This is a genomic window from Bacillus mycoides (assembly GCF_000832605.1).
GTDB classification, from domain to species: Bacteria; Bacillota; Bacilli; order Bacillales; family Bacillaceae_G; genus Bacillus_A; species Bacillus_A mycoides.
Window position 1 is genome coordinate 5,057,770 of record NZ_CP009692.1, and the last position, 19,739, is coordinate 5,077,508.

At 37.0% G+C, this 19,739-nt stretch carries 18 protein-coding genes; 3 read left to right on the forward strand and 15 right to left on the reverse strand.

Features of this window, described 5'->3' with window-relative positions:
• Positions 1 to 240 precede the first annotated feature (240 nt).
• From inhA2 to BG05_RS27865, 10 genes are all read right to left on the reverse strand, one after another.
• Positions 241 to 2,634, reverse strand: coding sequence for a M6 family metalloprotease immune inhibitor InhA2 (inhA2, locus tag BG05_RS27820; RefSeq protein ID WP_002125257.1), 2,394 nt, complete (start codon positions 2,632 to 2,634; stop codon positions 241 to 243).
• A gap of 299 nt (positions 2,635 to 2,933) precedes the next feature.
• Positions 2,934 to 3,581 carry a fructose-6-phosphate aldolase gene (gene fsa, locus BG05_RS27825; protein ID WP_000667669.1) on the reverse strand — a complete coding sequence of 216 codons (648 nt, stop codon included), beginning with the start codon at positions 3,579 to 3,581 and terminating at the stop codon, positions 2,934 to 2,936.
• Between the two features lie 38 nt (positions 3,582 to 3,619).
• Entirely contained in the window at positions 3,620 to 4,543 is a 924-nt protein-coding gene (gene rbsB / locus BG05_RS27830) for a ribose ABC transporter substrate-binding protein RbsB (RefSeq protein WP_033733757.1), read from the reverse strand.
• Between the two features lie 14 nt (positions 4,544 to 4,557).
• Positions 4,558 to 5,493, reverse strand: coding sequence for an ABC transporter permease subunit (locus tag BG05_RS27835; RefSeq protein ID WP_002029798.1), 936 nt, complete (start codon positions 5,491 to 5,493; stop codon positions 4,558 to 4,560).
• A gap of 3 nt (positions 5,494 to 5,496) precedes the next feature.
• A complete protein-coding gene (rbsA, locus tag BG05_RS27840) occupies positions 5,497 to 6,981 on the reverse strand; it encodes a ribose ABC transporter ATP-binding protein RbsA (RefSeq protein WP_002125250.1) in 1,485 nt (494 codons plus the stop codon).
• 18 nt (positions 6,982 to 6,999) lie between these two features.
• Positions 7,000 to 7,395 carry a D-ribose pyranase gene (gene rbsD / locus BG05_RS27845; protein WP_002125248.1) on the reverse strand — a complete coding sequence of 132 codons (396 nt, stop codon included), beginning with the start codon at positions 7,393 to 7,395 and terminating at the stop codon, positions 7,000 to 7,002.
• The gene (gene rbsK / locus BG05_RS27850; protein WP_002010585.1) at positions 7,392 to 8,288 is read right to left on the reverse strand and encodes a ribokinase; all 897 of its coding nucleotides are present in this window, start codon (positions 8,286 to 8,288) and stop codon (positions 7,392 to 7,394) included. The genes rbsD and rbsK overlap by 4 nt, the downstream gene beginning before the upstream one ends.
• A 13-nt stretch (positions 8,289 to 8,301) precedes the next feature.
• Positions 8,302 to 9,273, reverse strand: a complete 972-nt coding sequence (gene rbsR, locus BG05_RS27855; protein WP_002114118.1) for a ribose operon transcriptional repressor RbsR — start codon at positions 9,271 to 9,273, stop codon at positions 8,302 to 8,304.
• A 138-nt stretch (positions 9,274 to 9,411) separates the two neighbouring features.
• Entirely contained in the window at positions 9,412 to 11,025 is a 1,614-nt protein-coding gene (locus BG05_RS27860; RefSeq protein ID WP_002125243.1) for an MDR family MFS transporter, read from the reverse strand.
• A gap of 19 nt (positions 11,026 to 11,044) precedes the next feature.
• Positions 11,045 to 11,503 carry a MarR family winged helix-turn-helix transcriptional regulator gene (locus BG05_RS27865; RefSeq protein ID WP_003187274.1) on the reverse strand — a complete coding sequence of 153 codons (459 nt, stop codon included), beginning with the start codon at positions 11,501 to 11,503 and terminating at the stop codon, positions 11,045 to 11,047.
• 271 nt (positions 11,504 to 11,774) lie between these two features.
• Here BG05_RS27865 and glpT point away from each other — a divergent pair, with 271 nt between their 5' ends.
• A complete protein-coding gene (gene glpT / locus BG05_RS27870) occupies positions 11,775 to 13,124 on the forward strand; it encodes a glycerol-3-phosphate transporter (RefSeq protein WP_003187276.1) in 1,350 nt (449 codons plus the stop codon).
• Between the two features lie 130 nt (positions 13,125 to 13,254).
• Here glpT and BG05_RS30390 read toward each other — a convergent pair whose 3' ends face one another.
• From BG05_RS30390 to BG05_RS27890, 4 genes are all read right to left on the reverse strand, one after another.
• Positions 13,255 to 13,371, reverse strand: a complete 117-nt coding sequence (locus BG05_RS30390; RefSeq protein WP_002125236.1) for a DUF4027 family protein — start codon at positions 13,369 to 13,371, stop codon at positions 13,255 to 13,257.
• A gap of 211 nt (positions 13,372 to 13,582) precedes the next feature.
• Positions 13,583 to 14,005, reverse strand: a complete 423-nt coding sequence (locus BG05_RS27880; RefSeq protein ID WP_002010593.1) for a universal stress protein — start codon at positions 14,003 to 14,005, stop codon at positions 13,583 to 13,585.
• Positions 14,006 to 14,070: 65 nt separating this feature from the next.
• Positions 14,071 to 15,522 (reverse strand): SulP family inorganic anion transporter, encoded by a 1,452-nt coding sequence (locus BG05_RS27885; RefSeq protein ID WP_033734628.1) that lies wholly within the window; start codon positions 15,520 to 15,522, stop codon positions 14,071 to 14,073.
• Between the two features lie 156 nt (positions 15,523 to 15,678).
• Positions 15,679 to 16,926 carry a cell wall-binding repeat-containing protein gene (locus BG05_RS27890; protein ID WP_003187282.1) on the reverse strand — a complete coding sequence of 416 codons (1,248 nt, stop codon included), beginning with the start codon at positions 16,924 to 16,926 and terminating at the stop codon, positions 15,679 to 15,681.
• Positions 16,927 to 17,100: 174 nt separating this feature from the next.
• Here BG05_RS27890 and BG05_RS27895 point away from each other — a divergent pair, with 174 nt between their 5' ends.
• Both BG05_RS27895 and BG05_RS27900 read left to right on the forward strand, forming a co-directional pair.
• On the forward strand, positions 17,101 to 17,778 hold the full coding sequence (locus BG05_RS27895) for a response regulator transcription factor (protein ID WP_002029819.1): 678 nt from the start codon (positions 17,101 to 17,103) through the stop codon (positions 17,776 to 17,778).
• Between the two features lie 11 nt (positions 17,779 to 17,789).
• Positions 17,790 to 19,160: a sensor histidine kinase gene (locus BG05_RS27900; RefSeq protein WP_002140374.1), complete on the forward strand. Its 1,371-nt coding sequence runs from the start codon at positions 17,790 to 17,792 to the stop codon at positions 19,158 to 19,160.
• A 38-nt stretch (positions 19,161 to 19,198) separates the two neighbouring features.
• On the opposite strand, the gene BG05_RS27905 is transcribed toward BG05_RS27900, so the two are convergent.
• Entirely contained in the window at positions 19,199 to 19,723 is a 525-nt protein-coding gene (locus tag BG05_RS27905; RefSeq protein WP_002186949.1) for a dihydrofolate reductase family protein, read from the reverse strand.
• Positions 19,724 to 19,739 lie beyond the last annotated feature (16 nt).

Sequence of the window (19,739 nt, forward strand, 5' to 3'; positions counted from 1 at the left end):
TATAGCCAAATAACAATGTAAATAAATTAAACTGTAAAGGCAATATTACATTTCTTCTTCTACAAAGAAAGTGTATAAATACCGACGATACTTCGACAATTTCCTCGGAAATATTTCCTTTACCCACATAATTTGATACACTACATATGAACAGACAATTGTATTACATAAGCTAAAATAATAACTTAATGTACAAATTAAAAAGCACACTCTTCATATGAAGAATGTGCTTTTATGTTATTAACGTTTAATCCAAACAGCGCCTGCCGATTTATCCTCTGCCTGTCCAACAACTTGGAATTTAAGTCCAAGGTTTGGAACTTTTCTTCCCGCGTCTGCAATTTGTTTGTTACTATATACTTTTGAATCATCAAAAGTTGTAACACCTTGTAATCCAGAATAGTTAAACTGTCCACGTGTTAATGAATTTGCACTCCATGCGGGTGTTTGATCAAATGAAAAGGCAGCGTCTGCAATTTGCATGCCTGTATTACCATACGCTGGTTTCCCGTTTAAATTACCAACAAACGCTTCTGGATGAGAGTCTACAACACCAAGGAAGCCTTCACCTGGATGTACCCCAACCCAGTTATCTTTGAAACTATCATCTGCATACCAAACGACAAGACCAGTATTATACACCGGACCTTTTCCTGCTTTTAATCCATTATCTGATCCAGCATAGTTTCTCCACTCTAAATAATAATAATGTTGTTTCTTCTCTGTCCCATCAGAAACAACGAATCCATTTAACTGCATTTTAGATGTTCCTTCTGCATCATCAGAAAATACTACTTGTCCATCAACTGTTACATTTACATTATCCATCGCGAAACCTTTATATGTTAAAGCTGGATCTGTAATATAGTCGAATTGTAGTTTCACTTTCTTCCCTTTAAATTGACTTAAATCGTATGATTTATCAATCCATTTTCCATCTGTCGTGTCTTTATCTCCTTGTACTACTTTTTCTCCAACTCTATCAATTAACGTCTTCGTTCCATCTTCTGTTACAGCATGTACTTCGATGAAATCACACTCTGCTTCTAACTCATAATTTGCTTTATAATCGAATTTTGCATTTGTTCCTTTTGTTAAATCAAAGAATGGTGTTTCTAATGTTGTATGCATATCATCTCCTCTTGTACTATAATATGCATGCTTTCCAAACTCCGGTTTAATTGTTTCAACACTTTTACCTGGTAAGTTAACACGTACAACGCCTGGACGATTGGATTTCGTAACACTTTGATCAATATATGTAGGAACTCCTACACCACGCTTAATTTTATCGTAATCTACTTCTAAAATTTTTGCCCAGTTACCACCCATATTTTTTTGTAAGAAATCTTTATTTTGTGGTGAGAAACTAGTTGGCTCTGTTCCTGCGATTTTTCCTGTCCAGCTACCTCCACTCATTAATGACCACGCTTCAACAGGTGAACCAGTTCCAGTATATTTCGTGTCATATTCATCCGGTAAACCAAGGTCATGTCCAAATTCATGCGCAAATACACCTACTGCTCCATCTTCTGGTTCAATTGTGTAATCATGCGCTGCTACTTTTCCACCAAAGTAATCTACATTTGATTTTGTACCTTCAATCGCTACTGGATCTATTGCTAATTTTGAACGATGTGACCAAATTGCATCATCACCTAATTTACCGCCACCAGCTTCTTGACCAACACCAGCATGGATTACCATTAAATGATCAATTACACCATCAGGTTCATTTGGATTTCCATCACCATTTGTATCATATCTATCAAATTGATCAAATTGAGATAAATCTAACCCTTTCTCAGCAGCTGCATGTAAAGCTTCTTTCACTAAATCACGTGCGCCTTTTGGTCCTTTATTATCGTGACCACTACTACCATCAGCACCGTAGTCAGACGCTTTCCCTGGCACAGTTAGCCATTCGGTTACATATCCATCCGTCGTATAACTACCGCCAGACTGCTCTTCATAATATTGTTTAAACGTTTTTACTTTCGAACCATCAAATAGCTTGTACGGCTCATTACCAAATAACATTTTTTGATAATGCTCTCTACTAAAGTCTTTCGAATACATATACCCTGGCGTTTGATCAATATTATTATGTTTATAATCACTAAATTCAACGAGTAATACTAATACTTTATCATTTCGAACCGGTCCATTATATGGCGCTTGCTTTGCTTTAGAAGTTGGAACTTGCCCATTCAATTGATTTTTATTTGGTTCCGGTTTTTGCTCAGGGCTAACATTTTTTTCAGGTTTCTTTACTTTCTCCTTTTCTTCCATTTTTTTCTCTTTTACTTTTTTCACAAAATCAGATGCCTCTTTAGCAGTATCCGCTGGAAGAATTTCTTTATTTGCCTGATCCCCTTGTTTCTTTTCAATATATTTCTCTACAGCCTTTTTCGTCTCTTCTTTAGAAGATGCTGGATTAATTGTTCCTCTTTCCTTCAGTGCTTCCGCTAAACGATCTTCTTGAATTAAATTGTAATCAATTGGTGTTGTAGACACACTTTCTTTTGCTGGCGTTTCTGCGTATGCTAACGGAGCACTCATTACAGCTGAGCATCCGATGATTGTCGCGATCGTTAACGATGACAACACTTTAAATGGCGCTTTTTTTCTCATCTTACTCATCCCCTTGTATCAATCTTAAACTTCAGATAAAAATACGTAATCTATCCTCCCTTGTATAATAAAAGACATGATTCTATAAGCAATAAGCTTTCTGTTATAGAATCATGTCCTCCAGTTTTCTGGTCAGACCCTCTATCTTTTTATGTCGAAATGTGAAAAATAAAGAGTGATTTGTATATATTAAATAGCTTATATTAAAAATTTAAAAGACAATATGCACAATTGCATGAAAATTCTTTCAAACAAAAAAAAGAACCCAAGTTAATTAAACTTGGGTTCTCCATTTCGTATTATTTCTCTTGTGTTTTTTCCCAATCAGCTAAGAATTTCTCAATTCCTTGATCTGTTAATGGGTGCTTCACTAATGAAGCGATTACGTTTGCTGGGATTGTTGCAATATGTGAACCGTTTAATGCTGCTTCTGTTACATGAACACTGTGACGGACAGATGCTGCAATGATTTCTGTTTCAATGCCGTGAATTGCAAAGATTTCTGCGATTTGGCGAATTAAGTCCATACCGTTATGACCGATATCATCTAGGCGACCTAAGAACGGTGAAACGTATGTCGCACCAGCGCGAGCTGCAAGTAATGCCTGCACCGCTGAGAATACTAATGTAACGTTCGTACGAATTCCTAAATCTGAGAATGCTTTTACTGCTTTTAAGCCTTCTGTTGTCATTGGAACTTTTACAACAACGTTTGGAGCGATTTTTGCTAACTCTTTTCCTTCTTCAATCATTTTATCAGCTTCTAAGCTAATTACTTCTGCGCTTACAGGTCCTTCAATAAAGCTGCAAATTTCACGAATACGCTCATGGAAATCTACGCCTTCTTTTGCTACAAGTGATGGATTTGTCGTTACTCCAGCTACTACACCTAATGCATTTGCCTCTTTAATTTCGTTAATGTTTGCTGTATCAATAAAAAATTTCATTTGTTATTCTTCCTTCCTAATTTTCATTTTATATTTATTTATTTTTTCTTAATAAGCTCTAATTCAATCGGAATAAATTTGTCCACTTTTTTACCTTGTGTTATCTCTTTCGCTGTTTCCATCGCCTTCTCTCCGATTAATTCTGGTTTTTGAGCGATTGTTGCTGCCATACGCCCATCTTTAACCGCTTTTACAGCATCATCTGTTGCATCAAATCCAACAACAACCACATCTGTTTTACCAGCAGATTTCAATGCCTCAATTGCGCCTAATGCCATTTCATCGTTATGAGCAAACACTGCTTTTATATCGCTATTTGCTTGCAAAATATTTTCCATAACGGATAATCCTTTTGCACGATCGAAATCAGCTGCTTGTTTTGCTACTACTTTTAAAGACTTATCAGCTACGTTATGGAATCCTTTCCCACGCTCACGAGCAGCAGACGATCCAGGGATTCCTTCTAACTCAGCAACATTTGTTCCTTCACCAACTAACTCCCGAATGTAATCACTAGCCATTTGACCACCTTCTATATTGTTGGAAGCAATATGAGAAACAACTTTACCTGAATTCGCAACCCGGTCTACTGTAATAACAGGAACATTGGCTGCATTAGCTGCACTTACCGCTGAAGCAACAGCATCTGAATCGGTTGGATTAATAACAATTACATCGACACCTTTTTGAATTAAATCTTCAACATCATTTGTTTGCTTCGCCGCATCATTTTGTGCATCAACAGCAATTAATTCAATGCCGCTATCTTTTGCCTTCTTTTCTGCACCTTTTTTCAACGTGACGAAAAATGGATTATTTAAAGTTGAAACAGAAAATCCAACTTTAATAGTTTTATTTCGACCTTTATCGCTAGAATCCTTTGCCCATTCTGGTGGTTCCATTGAACAACCAGCAGTAACTACCATGATGCATGCAACGAGTATCAGTAACCATTTTTTCATGAATTGCCCCTCCATTACGCTTCTTTTCGACGATCAATTAGTACAGCTAGTAAGATTACAAGTCCTTTTACAACTTGTTGGAAGAAAGAAGATACACCTAATAAATTTAAACCGTTATTTAGTACACCAATAATAAGCACACCGATGAATGTACCAACAATCCATCCTCTTCCACCTGAAAGACTCGTTCCTCCTAACACAACTGCAGCAATTGCATCCAATTCGTAAGAAGTACCAGCAGTCGGCTGTGCAGAATCTAACCTTGATGTTAAGACAATACCTGCAAGCGCTGCCAAAATTCCGGAAAGACCGTAAATCATTACTTTAATTCTCGTAACATTAATACCTGATAAAGCTGCCGCTTCTTCATTTCCACCAATCGCAAACGTACGGCGACCAAACGTTGTTTTCTTTAAAATAAAGTACAATACTGCAAAAGCAATCATCATTGTAACGGCTGGCACAGGAATACCAAGGAAATAACCACGGCCAAACATTTGGAACATTAAATGATCACCAAGACCAGTGATCGGACGTCCGTCCATATAAACAAGCGTCAACCCGCGAAAAATAGTCATTGTTGCTAAAGTTGCAATAAACGGAGCTACTTTTCCCTTCGCAATAATGATACCGTTTACAATCCCCATTGCAAGACCTGCTAACAATCCAACTACCATTGCAAGGAACGGATCCATGCCACTTGCCATCATTCCGGCAACAAGTGCACTTGATAATGCTAAAATAGAACCTACCGATAAGTCAATACCCCCTGTTAAAATAACGAAGGTCATTCCAAATGCAATGAGTGCATTAATCGATACTTGGCGCAGTATATTAAATAAATTTGGAATTTCAATAAATGCTGGATTTAAAGCTGTAATTACTACGATAATTAATACTAATCCAATTAAAGAACCAAGTTGTTGTAATACATTCCCCTTCTTAGCCATATCTTACTCTCCCCCTGTAGCTAGTGCCATAATAGACTCTTGCGATGCCTGATCTTTCTCTAAAATACCACCGATTTTCCCTTCATGAATGACGAGAACTCGATCACTCATTCCTAAAACTTCTGGAAGCTCAGACGATACCATAATAACGGCATCTCCTTGCTCGGTAAGCTTATTCATAATAGAGTAAATTTCTTTTTTAGCCCCAACATCTACACCTCTCGTTGGTTCATCTAAAATGAGTAACTGCGGATGAATACCTAACCATTTTGCAATTACAATCTTTTGCTGATTTCCACCAGAAAGAGATTTGACAGCTTGCTCTCCGTTTGCTGCTTTCACATTAAGAAGCTTCATCATATCCTCTGTAAATTGCCGTTCTAAACCTTTATTAACCACGCTTCCCTTTGAAAGACTTTCTAAATTTGGTAAAGCTAAATTTTCACGAATCGAAAAATCTAACACAAGCCCTTCAGATTTTCTATCCTCTGTAATAAAGGCAATTCGTTGTCTAATCGCATCAATTGGACTATCAATTTTTACTTCTTGTCCATTCATGAAAATTTTTCCTGAATCGAGCGGTTCATATCCAAATATTGCTTTCATAATATCCGTGCGACCAGCTCCCATCAAGCCCGCAACACCAAGGATTTCACCTTTTCTAACTTGAAACGAAACATTTTCAAATTTTCCTTTTTTCGTTCCGTTTCGCATTTCAAAAATCACTTCGCCAATTTGACTATTTCGTTCTGGATAACGTTCACCAATACTGCGGCCCACCATCATGCTAACTACTTCATCAAATGACGTTTCTGGAATTAATCTTTTCCCTACATATTCTCCATCACGCAAAATCGTAATAGCATCACATATTGAAAAAATTTCTTCCATCCGGTGTGAAATATAAACGAATGAAACGCCCTCTTTACGCAATTTATTAATAACAATAAACAGAGTTTCAATTTCGCGATCTGTTAATGCTGCTGTAGGTTCATCCATAATAATAACGCTCGCCTTTGTCATTAATGCTTTAGCAATTTCAATAATTTGCTGTTGTCCAACTGATAATTCACCTGCTAGCATAGCACCTCTCACATGTAGACCAAGATCTGCTAATTGTTGCTGGGCAATCGCATTCATTTGACGCGTACGTAAAATGCCCGTTTTCCCATACATTAACTCTTTTCCAAGAAACATATTTTCAGCTACCGTTAAATTCGGTAATATGTTCAACTCTTGATGGATAAATGCAATACCATACTCTTCAGCTTCTTTCGCACTTTTAAAAGTTCGTTCTTTCCCATCAATCATGACTGTTCCACTGTCTTTTTTATATACACCTGTTAAAATCTTCATGAGCGTCGATTTCCCCGCTCCATTTTCCCCCATCAATGCATGGACTTCTCCTGTTTCAATCATAAACTGTGCGTTTTTTAGAACAGGATTACCACTGAACGCTTTTGAAATGTTCTTCATTTCAATATGCATTCTCATCACATCCCTTTATTAAAAAATCACGCCTGCATGTAAAATAACATTCGCATAAGGCGTTGCTTCTCCTGTACGAATAATCGCCTTCGCTCTCTTTGTATGCTCTTTAAATTCCTTATGAGACACATATTCAAATGCTGGCTCTATTAATCGCATCTCAACTTCTTTATTTACCTCTGCATTATTTATAATAACTTCTTCTGCTAACATCACTTTTTCAATTGCCATATCATCAGCAACTACTTGTAATACGTCTAAAAAGCTAGGCTTTCCGATTTCAACTGCTAAATCAATTCGTTTTACTCCATCAGGAATAGGTAACCCGCAATCAGCAATTACAATCGTATCTGTATGTCCAAGTGAAGCAAGGACTGCCGCAATTTCGCTATTTAATACACCGTGCTTTTTCATCCGACAATCACCTGCACTTCACGTACTCTATCTCTCGTTGGCATACCGCCCTGTGCCCCAAGTTTCGTTACAGAAAGACCACCAGCAATATTTGCAAAACGAATTGCCTTTTGAAGTGTTGCTCCTTCAGAAAGCGCAACTGCTAACGCACCGTTAAATGTATCACCTGCTCCAGTCGTATCTACTACGTCTACAGCAATACTTGGAACTTGAACAACTTCCGTTCCGTTATGGAAACGAACACCATTAGACCCTTCCGTCATCAATAGCTTATTTGGATATTTCGCAAGTAACTCTTCAATTGGTGATGTGAAATCATTTAATACGATGCGACATTCATGTTCATTCGGCGTAATATAAGTCGCTTTTTCTAAAATATCTTCTGATAAAAATTGTGCTGGAGCCGGATTCAACATAACTGGAATTTTATGCTCCTCACAAATAGACAGAACGTATTTTACTGTTTCAAGTGGAATCTCTAGTTGAAGAACAACCATATCAGCTTTTACAAGAAGGTCTTTTGAACGATCTACAATCGACTCATTTACAAGAGCATTTGCTCCTTGTACGACAACAATACTGTTATCCTCTTCTGCTAAAACGATATGAGCGATTCCTGTCGTCCTATCTGTAACCGGTACCACATAGTCGATAAAAATGCGTTCGTTCTCCAAATTTTTTCTAACTACTGTTCCGTAATCATCATTTCCTACTGCACCAACCATCGCTACATTTGCTCCTAATCTAGCTGCAGCAACTGCTTGGTTAGCCCCTTTTCCTCCTGGTATCGTATGAAACGCTTCACCAATTACTGTTTCTCCTGCTTTCGGCCGTATTTTTGAAACAGCCACTAAGTCCATTGAAATGCTACCTACTACTGCAATATTTGGCATCTGTCTCATCTCCTTACTTCGTTGTATTTCGTTCTATAATTTCAATCGGTAAACGATAGTGTTTCTCTTCTAATGGATTTCCTTCCATCTGCTCTAACAACAATTCTGTTGCAATTTTCCCCATTTCATAAATTGGCTGTGCAACAGTCGTAATAGATGGATACATCATTTCAGTTAAAGAAATTCCATCGAATCCAATAATTTGTAAATCGTCTGGAATAGAAATTCCCTTTTGAAGTGCAGCCTTTACAACGCCGATTGCAATTAAATCATTCCCAGCAACAATTCCATCAATATGCGGATATTCTTCTAATAATTCCACCGCTACCCGTTCACTATTAGCTGGATCGAATGTACTCTCTGCAATCATATAAGAAAGATTATTTTGCGTAATAACGTCTACAAAACCTTCAAAACGTTCATTAGCTGTGCTCACATCACGCGGTCCACGAATATGTGCAATATGTTTACACCCTTTGTCTATTAATAACTTTGTCGCCGCCTGGCTCCCTGCATAGTTATCTGCATATACAGTAGGAATGCGCTCATTAAACATACGGTCAATCGCAACAACTGGAATAGACAAATTCATGTAATTAACACTATTTTGTGGATTCGTTGCTACAATAAATCCGTCCACATTATTTTGTCTAAGCACATCAATGTATTGCTTCTCTTTTTCTAAATTTTCATCAGAGTTACAAAGTACAACTGTGTAACCTTGCTTATGTGCTACATCTTCTACAGCACGTGCAACTTCCGGAAAGAATGGATTCACGATATTTGGAACAACTAAGCCAATTAAACGAGACTTTTTATTATATAAAGAACGCGCTACTGTACTAGGCTTATAATCTAGCATTTCAATTGCTCGCTCTACTTTCTTTAATGTATCCTCATGGACATATCCATTTTTATTTAACACTCTGGAAACGGTCGCAACAGATACCCCTGCTAATTTTGCAACGTCTTTAATCGTACTCATTCTCTTTTCTCCTCATTTCATGTAACCGTTTACAGAAAATAATATAACGCATTTATAAAAATACGTCAATCATTTCTAACTAAAAAGCTTTTAAGGTTATACTCAAAAAAAGCATCGCCATAAGGCGATGCTTTTTTATTACGAATATGATACAGTTTTTTCCTTTTCTTCTACAGCAGGCTCTTCAGCATCTTTTTTACGATCAGACAGTTTAATTTTCTGTAAGAAAATCGTAAAGATAGCACCTACTACGATAAATACCAATCCTGTTAAGAATACAGTATGAAGTGAGTCCACTAAAGAGCTTTTCAAAATTGGTACGATGCTATTAGAAAATGCTTCTGGCATTTGTTTTAATGCCTCTGGACTAAATAGCATAGAATATAAACTTTGTGGATCTGTATGAATCATATCTTTAAATTTTGTTACCATTTGTCCCGCTTCTTTTGGGAATGTGTCTAATACAGGTACTAATTTATTTGTTAACGTTGTGCCTGAAGTATTATTCATAATTGATCCTAAAATTGTAATCCCAAACGTTCCACCGATTTGACGGAAGAATTGACTTGATGATGTTACAACGCCAAGATCTTTTTTCGGGAAGCTTTCTTGTAATGCTAATGTTAATATCGGCATAACAAGACCCATTCCTAAACCGATAACCATCATATAAGAAGTAGCGGTAAGCTTAGTTGTGTGCATATCCATCGTTGTTAATAACCAGAAACCACTAGCCATAATAAGCATCCCTGTAATAATTTGTGGTTTCACACCAATTTTTAATACAAGCTGACCACCAATAATACTCATAACGATCATTGTAATCATCATCGGTGTCATAATCGTTCCTGATTCAGCAGCACTTACGCCTACAATTCCTTGCATAAAGAACGGTACGAACATAATTGCTCCAAACATTCCGATACTCATAAAGAAACCGATCGCATTCAGTAGTGTAAATGTGCGGTTTTTAAAGAAGTGCATCGGTAAAATTGGTTCTTCAGCCTTCGTTTCAACGATAATAAAGCTAACAATACCAATGGCAGCTAGTGCAAATAACCCGATAATTTGCCAAGAACCCCATGCATAATCTTTTCCGCCAAACGTTAACGCAAGTAATAAACTTACAACACCGAGAATCATCGTGAAGATTCCAGCGATATCAATTTTAATTGGTCCTGTTTGTTTATGTGCTTTTAATCCCATTGCAATGAAGATTGTCGCTAAAATACCAACTGGTAAGTTAATATAGAATACCCATCTCCAGTTCACTGCGTCTACAATCCAACCACCAACTTGTGGTCCAATTACAGAGGCAAGACCGTATAGAGCTCCAAAAATACCTTGCCATTTAGCACGTTCTTTTCCCGTGAACATATCTCCGATAATAATCATAGCCATTGGCATCATAATACCGCCACCAAGACCTTGAATACCACGGAAAATAATTAATTCTGTCATACCGTTTGCCATACCACATAACGCTGAACCAACCATAAAGATAATTAATCCTGCTATATATACGTTACGACGCCCAAGTAAATCCGCTAATTTACCTGCAATCGGTACAACCGTTGTTGATGTTAACATGTAAGCTGTTGTTAACCATGTCATTAAACTTAATCCACCTAGTTCACCGACGATACGCGGCATTGCTGTACCAACGATTGTTCCGTCCAATGCAGCAAATAGCATTGCGATTACTAAACCGATTAACAACAACTTTCTATTCTGATTTTCTTGTTGCTCCATGTAATCTCCTCAATTCCTCTTAGTTTTTCTCTTTTTTCTCTGGTTTCCCGCAAATAATTGTTTCTAGCTTTTCAAAGAGGCGCAACAAATCTTCCCTCTCTTGTAATTCTAAGTGTGAGAAGTACTTTGCAATATGCTCATTACGAGCCGCCATCGCTTCTTCTACTGTAGATTTCCCCTTCTTCGTTAGCTCAATGACAACAACGCGGCGATCATTATCGTCGTGATAGCGCTCTACTAACCCATGATCAATTAAACGATCAGTCATTACTGTAATCGCGCTCGGTTTCACGTACATTTTCTCCGCCAATTGTGTCGCTCTTGAAGCTCCGTAATGATCTAAAATCTTTAAAATATAAAACTGCGGTGGTGTAAGTCCTGATGCTTGCATTTGTTCTAATAGCTCTGTTTGCATTTTCTTTCCTATAGCGAATGTAAGAGCTTGAATCTTATCAATATGAGTCATATCATTTGGCATGTTATCCACCTCTTATTTAAGCAATAAAATATTTAACGTATTTAAATATTAATCCCACAAACAAAATACGTCAACAACTTTCTTTATAAAAACGTTTACATTCTTGTCACAAAGTTGTATAATTTTCGTCGAAGTTAATATTGACAGTCACGGAGAATCGGAGTATACGGCTATGAATCATAAAGAAGGGAACTTTTTTATATTTCATAGCCTTTTTGTATTCTCTCTGTCTTAAAACGCTTCCAATTAATTAGGGGAGGATTTTCATTTTATGTTTTTCACACAATTATTTAAACCTGCGCCCCACGCAGAACGCTTACCAGCTGATCGCACTGATAGCGAATACCGCAAATTGCGTTTGCAAGTATTCTTAGGTATCTTCATCGGTTATGCGGGTTACTACTTTGTTCGAAAAAACTTTTCACTCGCAATGCCATACTTAATCGAACAAGGCTTTAGTAAAGGGGAACTTGGGATTATCCTTTCAGCAGTATCTATCGCTTACGGATTAAGTAAATTTCTTATGGGTATCGTATCCGATCGTTGTAATCCTCGCTACTTTTTAGCAGCTGGGCTATTTTTATCCGGTATCATTAATATTATTTTCGGCTCATTTTCTTTCATTACAACGAGCATTATACTTATGTTTGTACTTCAGTTTTTAAATGGATGGGTACAAGGTATGGGATGGCCTCCTTGTGGTCGTACGATGGTTCACTGGTTCTCCATTAGTGAACGTGGTACAAAAATGTCTATTTGGAACGTCGCTCATAATGTCGGCGGCGCGCTTATGCCTTCTCTCGTTACATTAGGCTTATATTTCTTTGCAAATGACTGGAAAAGTATATTTTACTTCCCAGGTATTCTTTCAATTTTGGTGGGGATTTATGTATTAATTACGATGAGAGATACACCTCAATCTTGCGGATTACCTTCTATTGAAGAACATACTGGGGAATATCCATCAGATGAAAAAGTAGCGGACCGTGAACGCGAACTTTCGGTAAAGGAAATTTTATTTACATACATATTAAACAATAAGTTTTTATGGTACATCGCTATCGCTAATGTCTTTGTTTATTTCGTTCGTTACGGCGTTGTAGACTGGGCTCCTACTTATTTAGTAGAAGAAAAAAGCTTTACTCACAGTAGCTCACGTACAGCTTATGCTCTATACGAATGGGCTGGTATTCCAGGTACACTTCTTTGCGGATGGATGAGTGATAAACTATTTAAAGGGCGCCGCGCACCTGCTGGCATTCTATTTATGGTCGGTGTATTCATTGCCGTTCTTGTTTACTGGCTAAATCCTGCTGGGCATCCAATCATTGATAGTATCGCACTTGTTTCCATTGGATTTTTAATTTACGGACCTGTTATGCTAATTGGTCTTCACGCGCTTGACTTAGCACCCAAAAAAGCTGCTGGAACTGCCGCTGGGTTAACTGGGTTCTTCGGTTACCTAGGGGGAGCTACTTTTGCTAGCGCAGCTATGGGCTTTATCGTAGATGCATTCGGATGGGATGGCGGATTCATCTTATTACTTGTATCTTGCGTACTTGCAATGTTCTTCCTTGCTCTTACTTTAAATACAGGATCTGCTAAATCAAAAGAAGTTTAAACAAAATATAATGTGTAGAAAAATAAACATAAAAATAGCTCTCAGCATTTACTTACATGCTAAGAGCTATTTTTTATTTATCGTTCTTCTCTTGCTATTTATATTAATCATTTCCCTTCTATTCATACGATTAAAACATTTGCTGAAACATCTTTATTAAAACAGCTAACATAACAGATCCAGCAAATCCACCTAAACAAATTAAACTTACCCCTTGGCTATAAGACAAATTTTGAAATGATTTCATACCTTCCATCCTCCCTATATCCCCTTTGATATTCTTATTGTATCAATGGGAAAAATTTCATAACATCGATTTCGCTGACAGCTAACTTACAAATTTGTAAGTTAACATTTTTTTAAACTTATATATATTCTGTCCACATTCTCCCTCTTAATACATCAAAAAAGACCTCGAATTATATCAAGGTCCTGCTTACACTACAGAATATCTCACTTTATTTTATAATCATAACCGGGCATTTCACACGCTTTGCTATTTTATGACTTACACTACCAAGCACCATCTCTTGCAGTGTATTTAGCCCTCTACTCCCAGCAATAATAAGATCTATATCTCCTGTATTTACATATTGAACAATCGTATCTCCTGGATCGCCATGTAGAATCGTAATTTTGTAGGAAATGTTCTCTTTCTTTAATAAACCCTCAATCTCTTTTAATTTATCTTTTCGACTAGCTGATATTGTTTCTAAATCCGTTTGTCCTTGTATAATATCTGACTTTGCCGTTCTATTATCTACTACGTACACAACTTCAACATGTGTTTCTTCGTTAAATTTCGCAATATATGTTGCATGCTCGGCTGCTCGAAGTGCATGTTCAGAACCATCGCATGCTAATAAAATTTGTTTGTACATATGCTGAATCCCCTTTTCGTTATCCTACCCGTATTATATAATAAAGCCCCCTAAAAAGGAGGCTTCTAACTAGCAATTCTCTTATTATAAGTAGCTAAATTCGCAACGAGCTTCGAGCTACGTTCATTTAACCCTGTGATCCTTACTTTCACACCGTTCTGTTCATACTTCATTATAACTTTATCAATTGCCGCTACTGCTGAATCATCCCATACGTGTGCGTTAGTAAAGTTCATCTCAATTTCTTTCACATCTTCATTGTATGAAAAAGCATTTATATACTCTGCCGTAGATGCGAAGAATAGTTGGCCGTGAATTTCGTATATTTTCTTATTTTCAATATACAAATGTTTCACGTGAATCTTTGCCATATTGAATGCAAATAAAACTGCACTAATTATCGTTCCGATAATTACACCTAATCCTAAATTATGTGTAATTAGGACAATCACAACTGTTACGATCATAACAAATGCGTTTCCTTTTGGTACTTTATGAATCGTCGCTACAGAGTTCCAATCAAACGTCCCAATCGAAACCATAATCATAACTGCAACTAAAGCTGCCATCGGAATATGAACAACGTAATCACCTAAAACAAATAGCAATACGATTAAAAAACCACCGGCTACAAACGTCGATAATCTCCCGCGACCACCTGATTTAATGTTAATAACAGATTGTCCAATCATTGCACATCCTGCCATTCCTCCGAAGAAACCAGCAACAACGTTCGCAATCCCTTGTCCACGTGCCTCTTTATGCTTATTACTTTCCGTATGTGTCATATCGTCTAAAACCGACGCCGTTAATAATGACTCTAGTAAACCTATAACCGCTAGCATAACTGAATACGGTAAAATAATTGCTAATGTCTCAAGTGTAAATGGAATATCAGGAATACTAAAGAACGGTAATTCTTTCGGTAAGCTTCCCATATCCCCTACTGTTTTTAACTGTAATCCGCTCATAAGTGCAATGCTTGTCACAATAATAATTGAAATAAGTGTAGACGGAACAGCCGTCGTAATACGTGGAAATAAATATATAATTGCAAGTCCTAATGCGACAAGTGCATACATTTGCCAAGTTGCATTTTTAAAATGCGGCAATTGCGCTGTAAAAACTAAAATTCCAAGTGAATTTAAAAAACCACTCATAACGGATTTAGGAACAAACTTCATAAATGAGCTCAGCTTGAACACTCCAAAAATAATTTGAACAATACCTGTTACTATTGTCACAGCAAATAAATATTGCAAACCGTGATCCTTCACAAGAGTGACCATTAATAATGCCATCGCACCCGTTGCCGCCGAGATCATCCCTGGTCTTCCGCCGACAAACGAAATTGTAACCGCAATACAAAAGGCCGCGTACAATCCAACCGTCGGATCTACACCTGCAATAACAGAAAAAGCTATCGCTTCAGGAATTAATGCTAAAGCAACAACAACCCCTGATAGCACGTCCCCTCTCATATTTGAGAACCATTCATTTTTTATAGTTTGAAACAAAGTAACACTCCTCCACTCTTTTATCATTTGATTTTCTCCATAAGAAAATCAAGGCCGACTGCACGAAGGCTATTATATAACGAGCAAAGGATGTTGTGCTATGTAAAAGTTTCCTAAAGAAAAGACGCTACCTTAGCAGCGTCTTTTCTCATTTCATTAATGTCCACCGTGACCTTGACCACTTTCCTGAACAATTTCTAACCTCTCATCCAATATACCTTGTGTTTCAAATGAAACATCACTACTACTTCCTAATAGGAAACCATGGTTATATGGTCCAAGTGTTGGATCATCTTTAAACTTCGGCTGAATAGTAGCAAGGAAGTCATAAACTGGTTGTGAAGCTTTTCCTTCCTCAAGCAAAACAACAGGGGCATGTTTACCCATATGTGAAAACGGTGCTCCCGCAATTGCTAAGTCTGGTGTTTTGCTTGAAACAAATGACAAACCGTGACCTGGTTTTGTGAATCCCCAGCCAAATTTCGTTTTTTCATCTTTAAATTTCGCAAATGCAACCGAATTTTCTGTTGGAGTCTCCCCACTAATACGCGTTACTTTCCCATATTTACTTAACTCTTTTTCTACTTCTTTCGAAACGATTTTTTCTGGTCCTAACACATATATATTCGCTTTATCTTTTCTCGTCTTTAATGCCTCTATTGTCGCTTCTGGCACTTTATTTTTTTCAGTATATAGAAGAGGTTCTGGCATATGAGAAATCCAATTTACAGCTGGTGTTGTATATAAACGTCCTTCTTCTTCAGACGAACCGATAATAACGCTATTTGGATAATTTCCTGTTATATCGGCATATTCTTTATCAACATCTTTAGCAAATTTAGCTGGGTCCGTTTCTTTTATTTGCTTTACTTTATATTCTTTTAATTGCTCTAGGCTAGATGCCCCTATATCCCCCATCACCATAATTTGCGTTCCATCTTTCGTTCCGAGCGGATTTAATCGTTTTATTTCTTTTAACGTCATTTCGGGTACCTTTTCTTTTTCTATAAATAAAATCGGTCCGTTATTCGGGTGATGAATAAGATCCGCACTTGCAATACCTAATTGCCACTCGCTTACTGGCACTAAAATAATAGCGCCTGGCTGATTCTCTTTATGCGTTGCTGGCCATATCGTTTGCGAAGTTAATACTGCCATTTGCAGAGGATCATTTGTATTTAATCTCGTTACACTTTTTAAACTTGTCGTTAATAAATCATTCGATGCACCTTGATTCATTTCTTTCGGCGCAGTTACCTCCTGATTCATTTTCATTTCCTTTTGCTCTGTTTTCTTCTCTTCTGTAGATTCATGATTTTTATGATCTGTACTCGTTTGTCCGCATGCCGCAAGACCGACTGCTGCAATTATTGTTATCCCCAAAATTCGGATCATCTTTTTCACTATATCGCCTCCGTATTATTCGTTTTCGAGCCAATATTATTACCTAAAATGGAATTTCAACTTTACAATAACAAGCAATTCTGAAGAAATTATGCAGATGCATTATAATCTGCACCATTTCTTCATGATTTTGACTTACAATTTAAGTAATAACTACAAATGCGGAGGTACTCTATGATCGATATACTACTCGTAGATGATGAACCGAGAATGCTTGAATTATTAACGCTTTATCTTACTCCAATCGGATATAACTGCGTATGTGCAGTATCCGGAGAAGAAGCTATTTCACATATAGAAAATCGAAACTTCAAATTTGTTTTACTCGATATTATGATGCCAAAGATGGATGGGTGGGAAACTTGCAAAAGAATTCGATCATTTAGTAACGTTCCTATCATTATGGTAACTGCTCGTGATCAAACGGTAGATGTCGTTCAAGGGTTAAAACTTGGAGCAGATGATTACGTGACGAAACCATTCCACGAAGAGGAGCTCTTCGCAAGAATTGAAGCTGTTTTACGCCGAACCAATCAACATGCACAAATCCAATATCACGGCATTTTATGGGATGAGGCCAAGCATTTCATTTCTGTCCATAATGAAGAACTTCTTCTCACCCCAATCGAATTCTCTTTACTCGGATTATTTTTACGTCATGTGAACTACGTATTAAGCCGTGATCAGCTCATTGAACGAATTTGGGGATTAAATACAAATACAGAAGATAGAACAGTCGATTCACATATTCGTAATTTACGTGATAAATTACGAAAAGTAAATTTCCCCATTGATCACCATTTAAAAACTGTTTACGGAGTAGGATATCGATGGATTGATATTGAAAACTAAGGAGCAAAACGATGAAGCGAATTTCTATTCAACTCGGATTTTATTTTCTAATTGTTACACTTTTAATCGAAAGTGTTCTATTTGTCTTGCTCTATTATAGCCTTGTAAACAATAGAGTGAATGAAGAAATGACTGCTTTATTAAAGCGTGGAAATAGTCACCGAGATGTCCTTGAAAAATATTTTGACAGGCAAACAATCTCCCATGTTGCTTTAATGGAATCCGAAGCTGAAACAACTGTTATTATTACAAATGCAAATAAGGAAATACTAGCTAAATCCAATGAAATAAATACTACTATAAAAAAACATATTGAAGGAATGCAAACACGAACAGATCATGATGGAGCAATTATAGAGAATCATTGGAAAACATCTAATTATATATGTACAGTTAGCCCAATTGTAGTGGCAGGAAAAACGGAAGGCTATGTATATATGTTTCTCGGGACGGAATCAATCGAAGAAATGGTTAACGGGCTCACACGGCAATTCATTATCGCTGGAGTCATTACTTTCCTATTAACAGCCATCACCATTTTTCTATTATCACGTTTGTTAACAAAACCATTGTTACACATGAAACAAGCGACTGAAAAAATGAGTAAGGGCGATTTATCCGTTTCATTAACAACTACTCGAAATGACGAAATTGGTGAACTAGCACAATCTATCCAAACTCTCGCAAATGATTTACATTATATGAAAACGGAGCGAAGTGAATTTCTAGCAAGTGTTGCTCACGAATTACGAACACCATTAACGTACGTAAGAGGTTATGCTGACATTGCATCAAAAGAAAACACACCCCCAGAGCAACGTTTACGATACTTATCCATTATAAAAGACGAGTCTGATTATATTACAAACTTAGTCCAAGATTTATTTTCACTCGCTCAAATGGAAAAGCATAACTTTTTCATTCAAGTACAGGAAGTGCATTTACACACCTTCCTTACTCGCATCACTGAAAAAATAAATGTGATGTACGGAGAAAAACAAATTAAAGTTGTTTTCACATGTCCTTCCTCACTCTTAGTAAAGCTAGATGAGCAACGCTTTGAACAAGTTATGGCTAACATTTTAAATAACGCGTATAGACATTCAAAAGAACATTCTCATATAAATATTTCTGTTACAGAAGAACATAAACGTATTTCCATTACAATTGAAGATGAAGGCGAAGGTATTCCGCCTGAAGACCTCCCTCACATTTTCGATCGCTTTTACCGTGTTGATAAAGCGCGCTCTAGAGCTACAGGAGGCACTGGTTTAGGGCTCTCCATCGTAAAAGAAATCGTAGAACTACACGGCGGGAATATTACTGTCACAAGTGAAATTGATCACGGATCTTGCTTTACAATTTCATTGCCATCTATATAGAAACACGACTATCATCAATAGTCGTGTTTTCTTATCTTTTAGGACTTTACTTTATAATATAAATTTACGAATTGGCCAAAACGTTTCGTATCCGTTAAAGTTAAATTAATTTCTGGATTCTTTTCTTTAAATAACGGAACTCCAGAACCTAATATGTGAGGTGTAATCGTAACAACATATTCATCAATTAAATTATTCTTAAAGAACTCTCTCAGTAGACTCCCTCCACCGACCATCCATATTTTAGATCCTTCCTGCTCTTTCAACCTTTTTGTAAACTCTAATACATCTTCATTTACAAACTCTACATGTTCGTTTGAACCTTTTTCTGAATTAGAAAAAACATAACATTTTTTATCTAGGTACGGGAATGTTTCCGTATGCTCTACCACATAATCGTACGTTCTCTTTCCCATAATTATCGTATCAATTGTTTCGTACATTTCTGTATAACCGTTGTCTCCCTCACCTTCTGTTTCCATTAACCACTCTAAATCATCATCTTCTTTCGCGATAAATCCATCTAAGCTCGCTGCAATAAATAAAACAATTTCACGTGACATATCTTTTCCTCCTTAC

Coding starts and splice junctions, on each gene's coding strand:
- inhA2 (WP_002125257.1), bottom strand. CDS start 2,634: ATGAGAAAAAAAGCGCCATTTAAAGTGTTGTCATCGTTAACGATCGCG.
- fsa (WP_000667669.1), bottom strand. CDS start 3,581: ATGAAATTTTTTATTGATACAGCAAACATTAACGAAATTAAAGAGGCA.
- rbsB (WP_033733757.1), bottom strand. CDS start 4,543: ATGAAAAAATGGTTACTGATACTCGTTGCATGCATCATGGTAGTTACT.
- BG05_RS27835 (WP_002029798.1), bottom strand. CDS start 5,493: ATGGCTAAGAAGGGGAATGTATTACAACAACTTGGTTCTTTAATTGGA.
- rbsA (WP_002125250.1), bottom strand. CDS start 6,981: ATGCATATTGAAATGAAGAACATTTCAAAAGCGTTCAGTGGTAATCCT.
- rbsD (WP_002125248.1), bottom strand. CDS start 7,395: ATGAAAAAGCACGGTGTATTAAATAGCGAAATTGCGGCAGTCCTTGCT.
- rbsK (WP_002010585.1), bottom strand. CDS start 8,288: ATGCCAAATATTGCAGTAGTAGGTAGCATTTCAATGGACTTAGTGGCT.
- rbsR (WP_002114118.1), bottom strand. CDS start 9,273: ATGAGTACGATTAAAGACGTTGCAAAATTAGCAGGGGTATCTGTTGCG.
- BG05_RS27860 (WP_002125243.1), bottom strand. CDS start 11,025: ATGGAGCAACAAGAAAATCAGAATAGAAAGTTGTTGTTAATCGGTTTA.
- BG05_RS27865 (WP_003187274.1), bottom strand. CDS start 11,503: ATGCCAAATGATATGACTCATATTGATAAGATTCAAGCTCTTACATTC.
- glpT (WP_003187276.1), top strand. CDS start 11,775: ATGTTTTTCACACAATTATTTAAACCTGCGCCCCACGCAGAACGCTTA.
- BG05_RS30390 (WP_002125236.1), bottom strand. CDS start 13,371: ATGAAATCATTTCAAAATTTGTCTTATAGCCAAGGGGTAAGTTTAATT.
- BG05_RS27880 (WP_002010593.1), bottom strand. CDS start 14,005: ATGTACAAACAAATTTTATTAGCATGCGATGGTTCTGAACATGCACTT.
- BG05_RS27895 (WP_002029819.1), top strand. CDS start 17,101: ATGATCGATATACTACTCGTAGATGATGAACCGAGAATGCTTGAATTA.
- BG05_RS27900 (WP_002140374.1), top strand. CDS start 17,790: ATGAAGCGAATTTCTATTCAACTCGGATTTTATTTTCTAATTGTTACA.
- BG05_RS27905 (WP_002186949.1), bottom strand. CDS start 19,723: ATGTCACGTGAAATTGTTTTATTTATTGCAGCGAGCTTAGATGGATTT.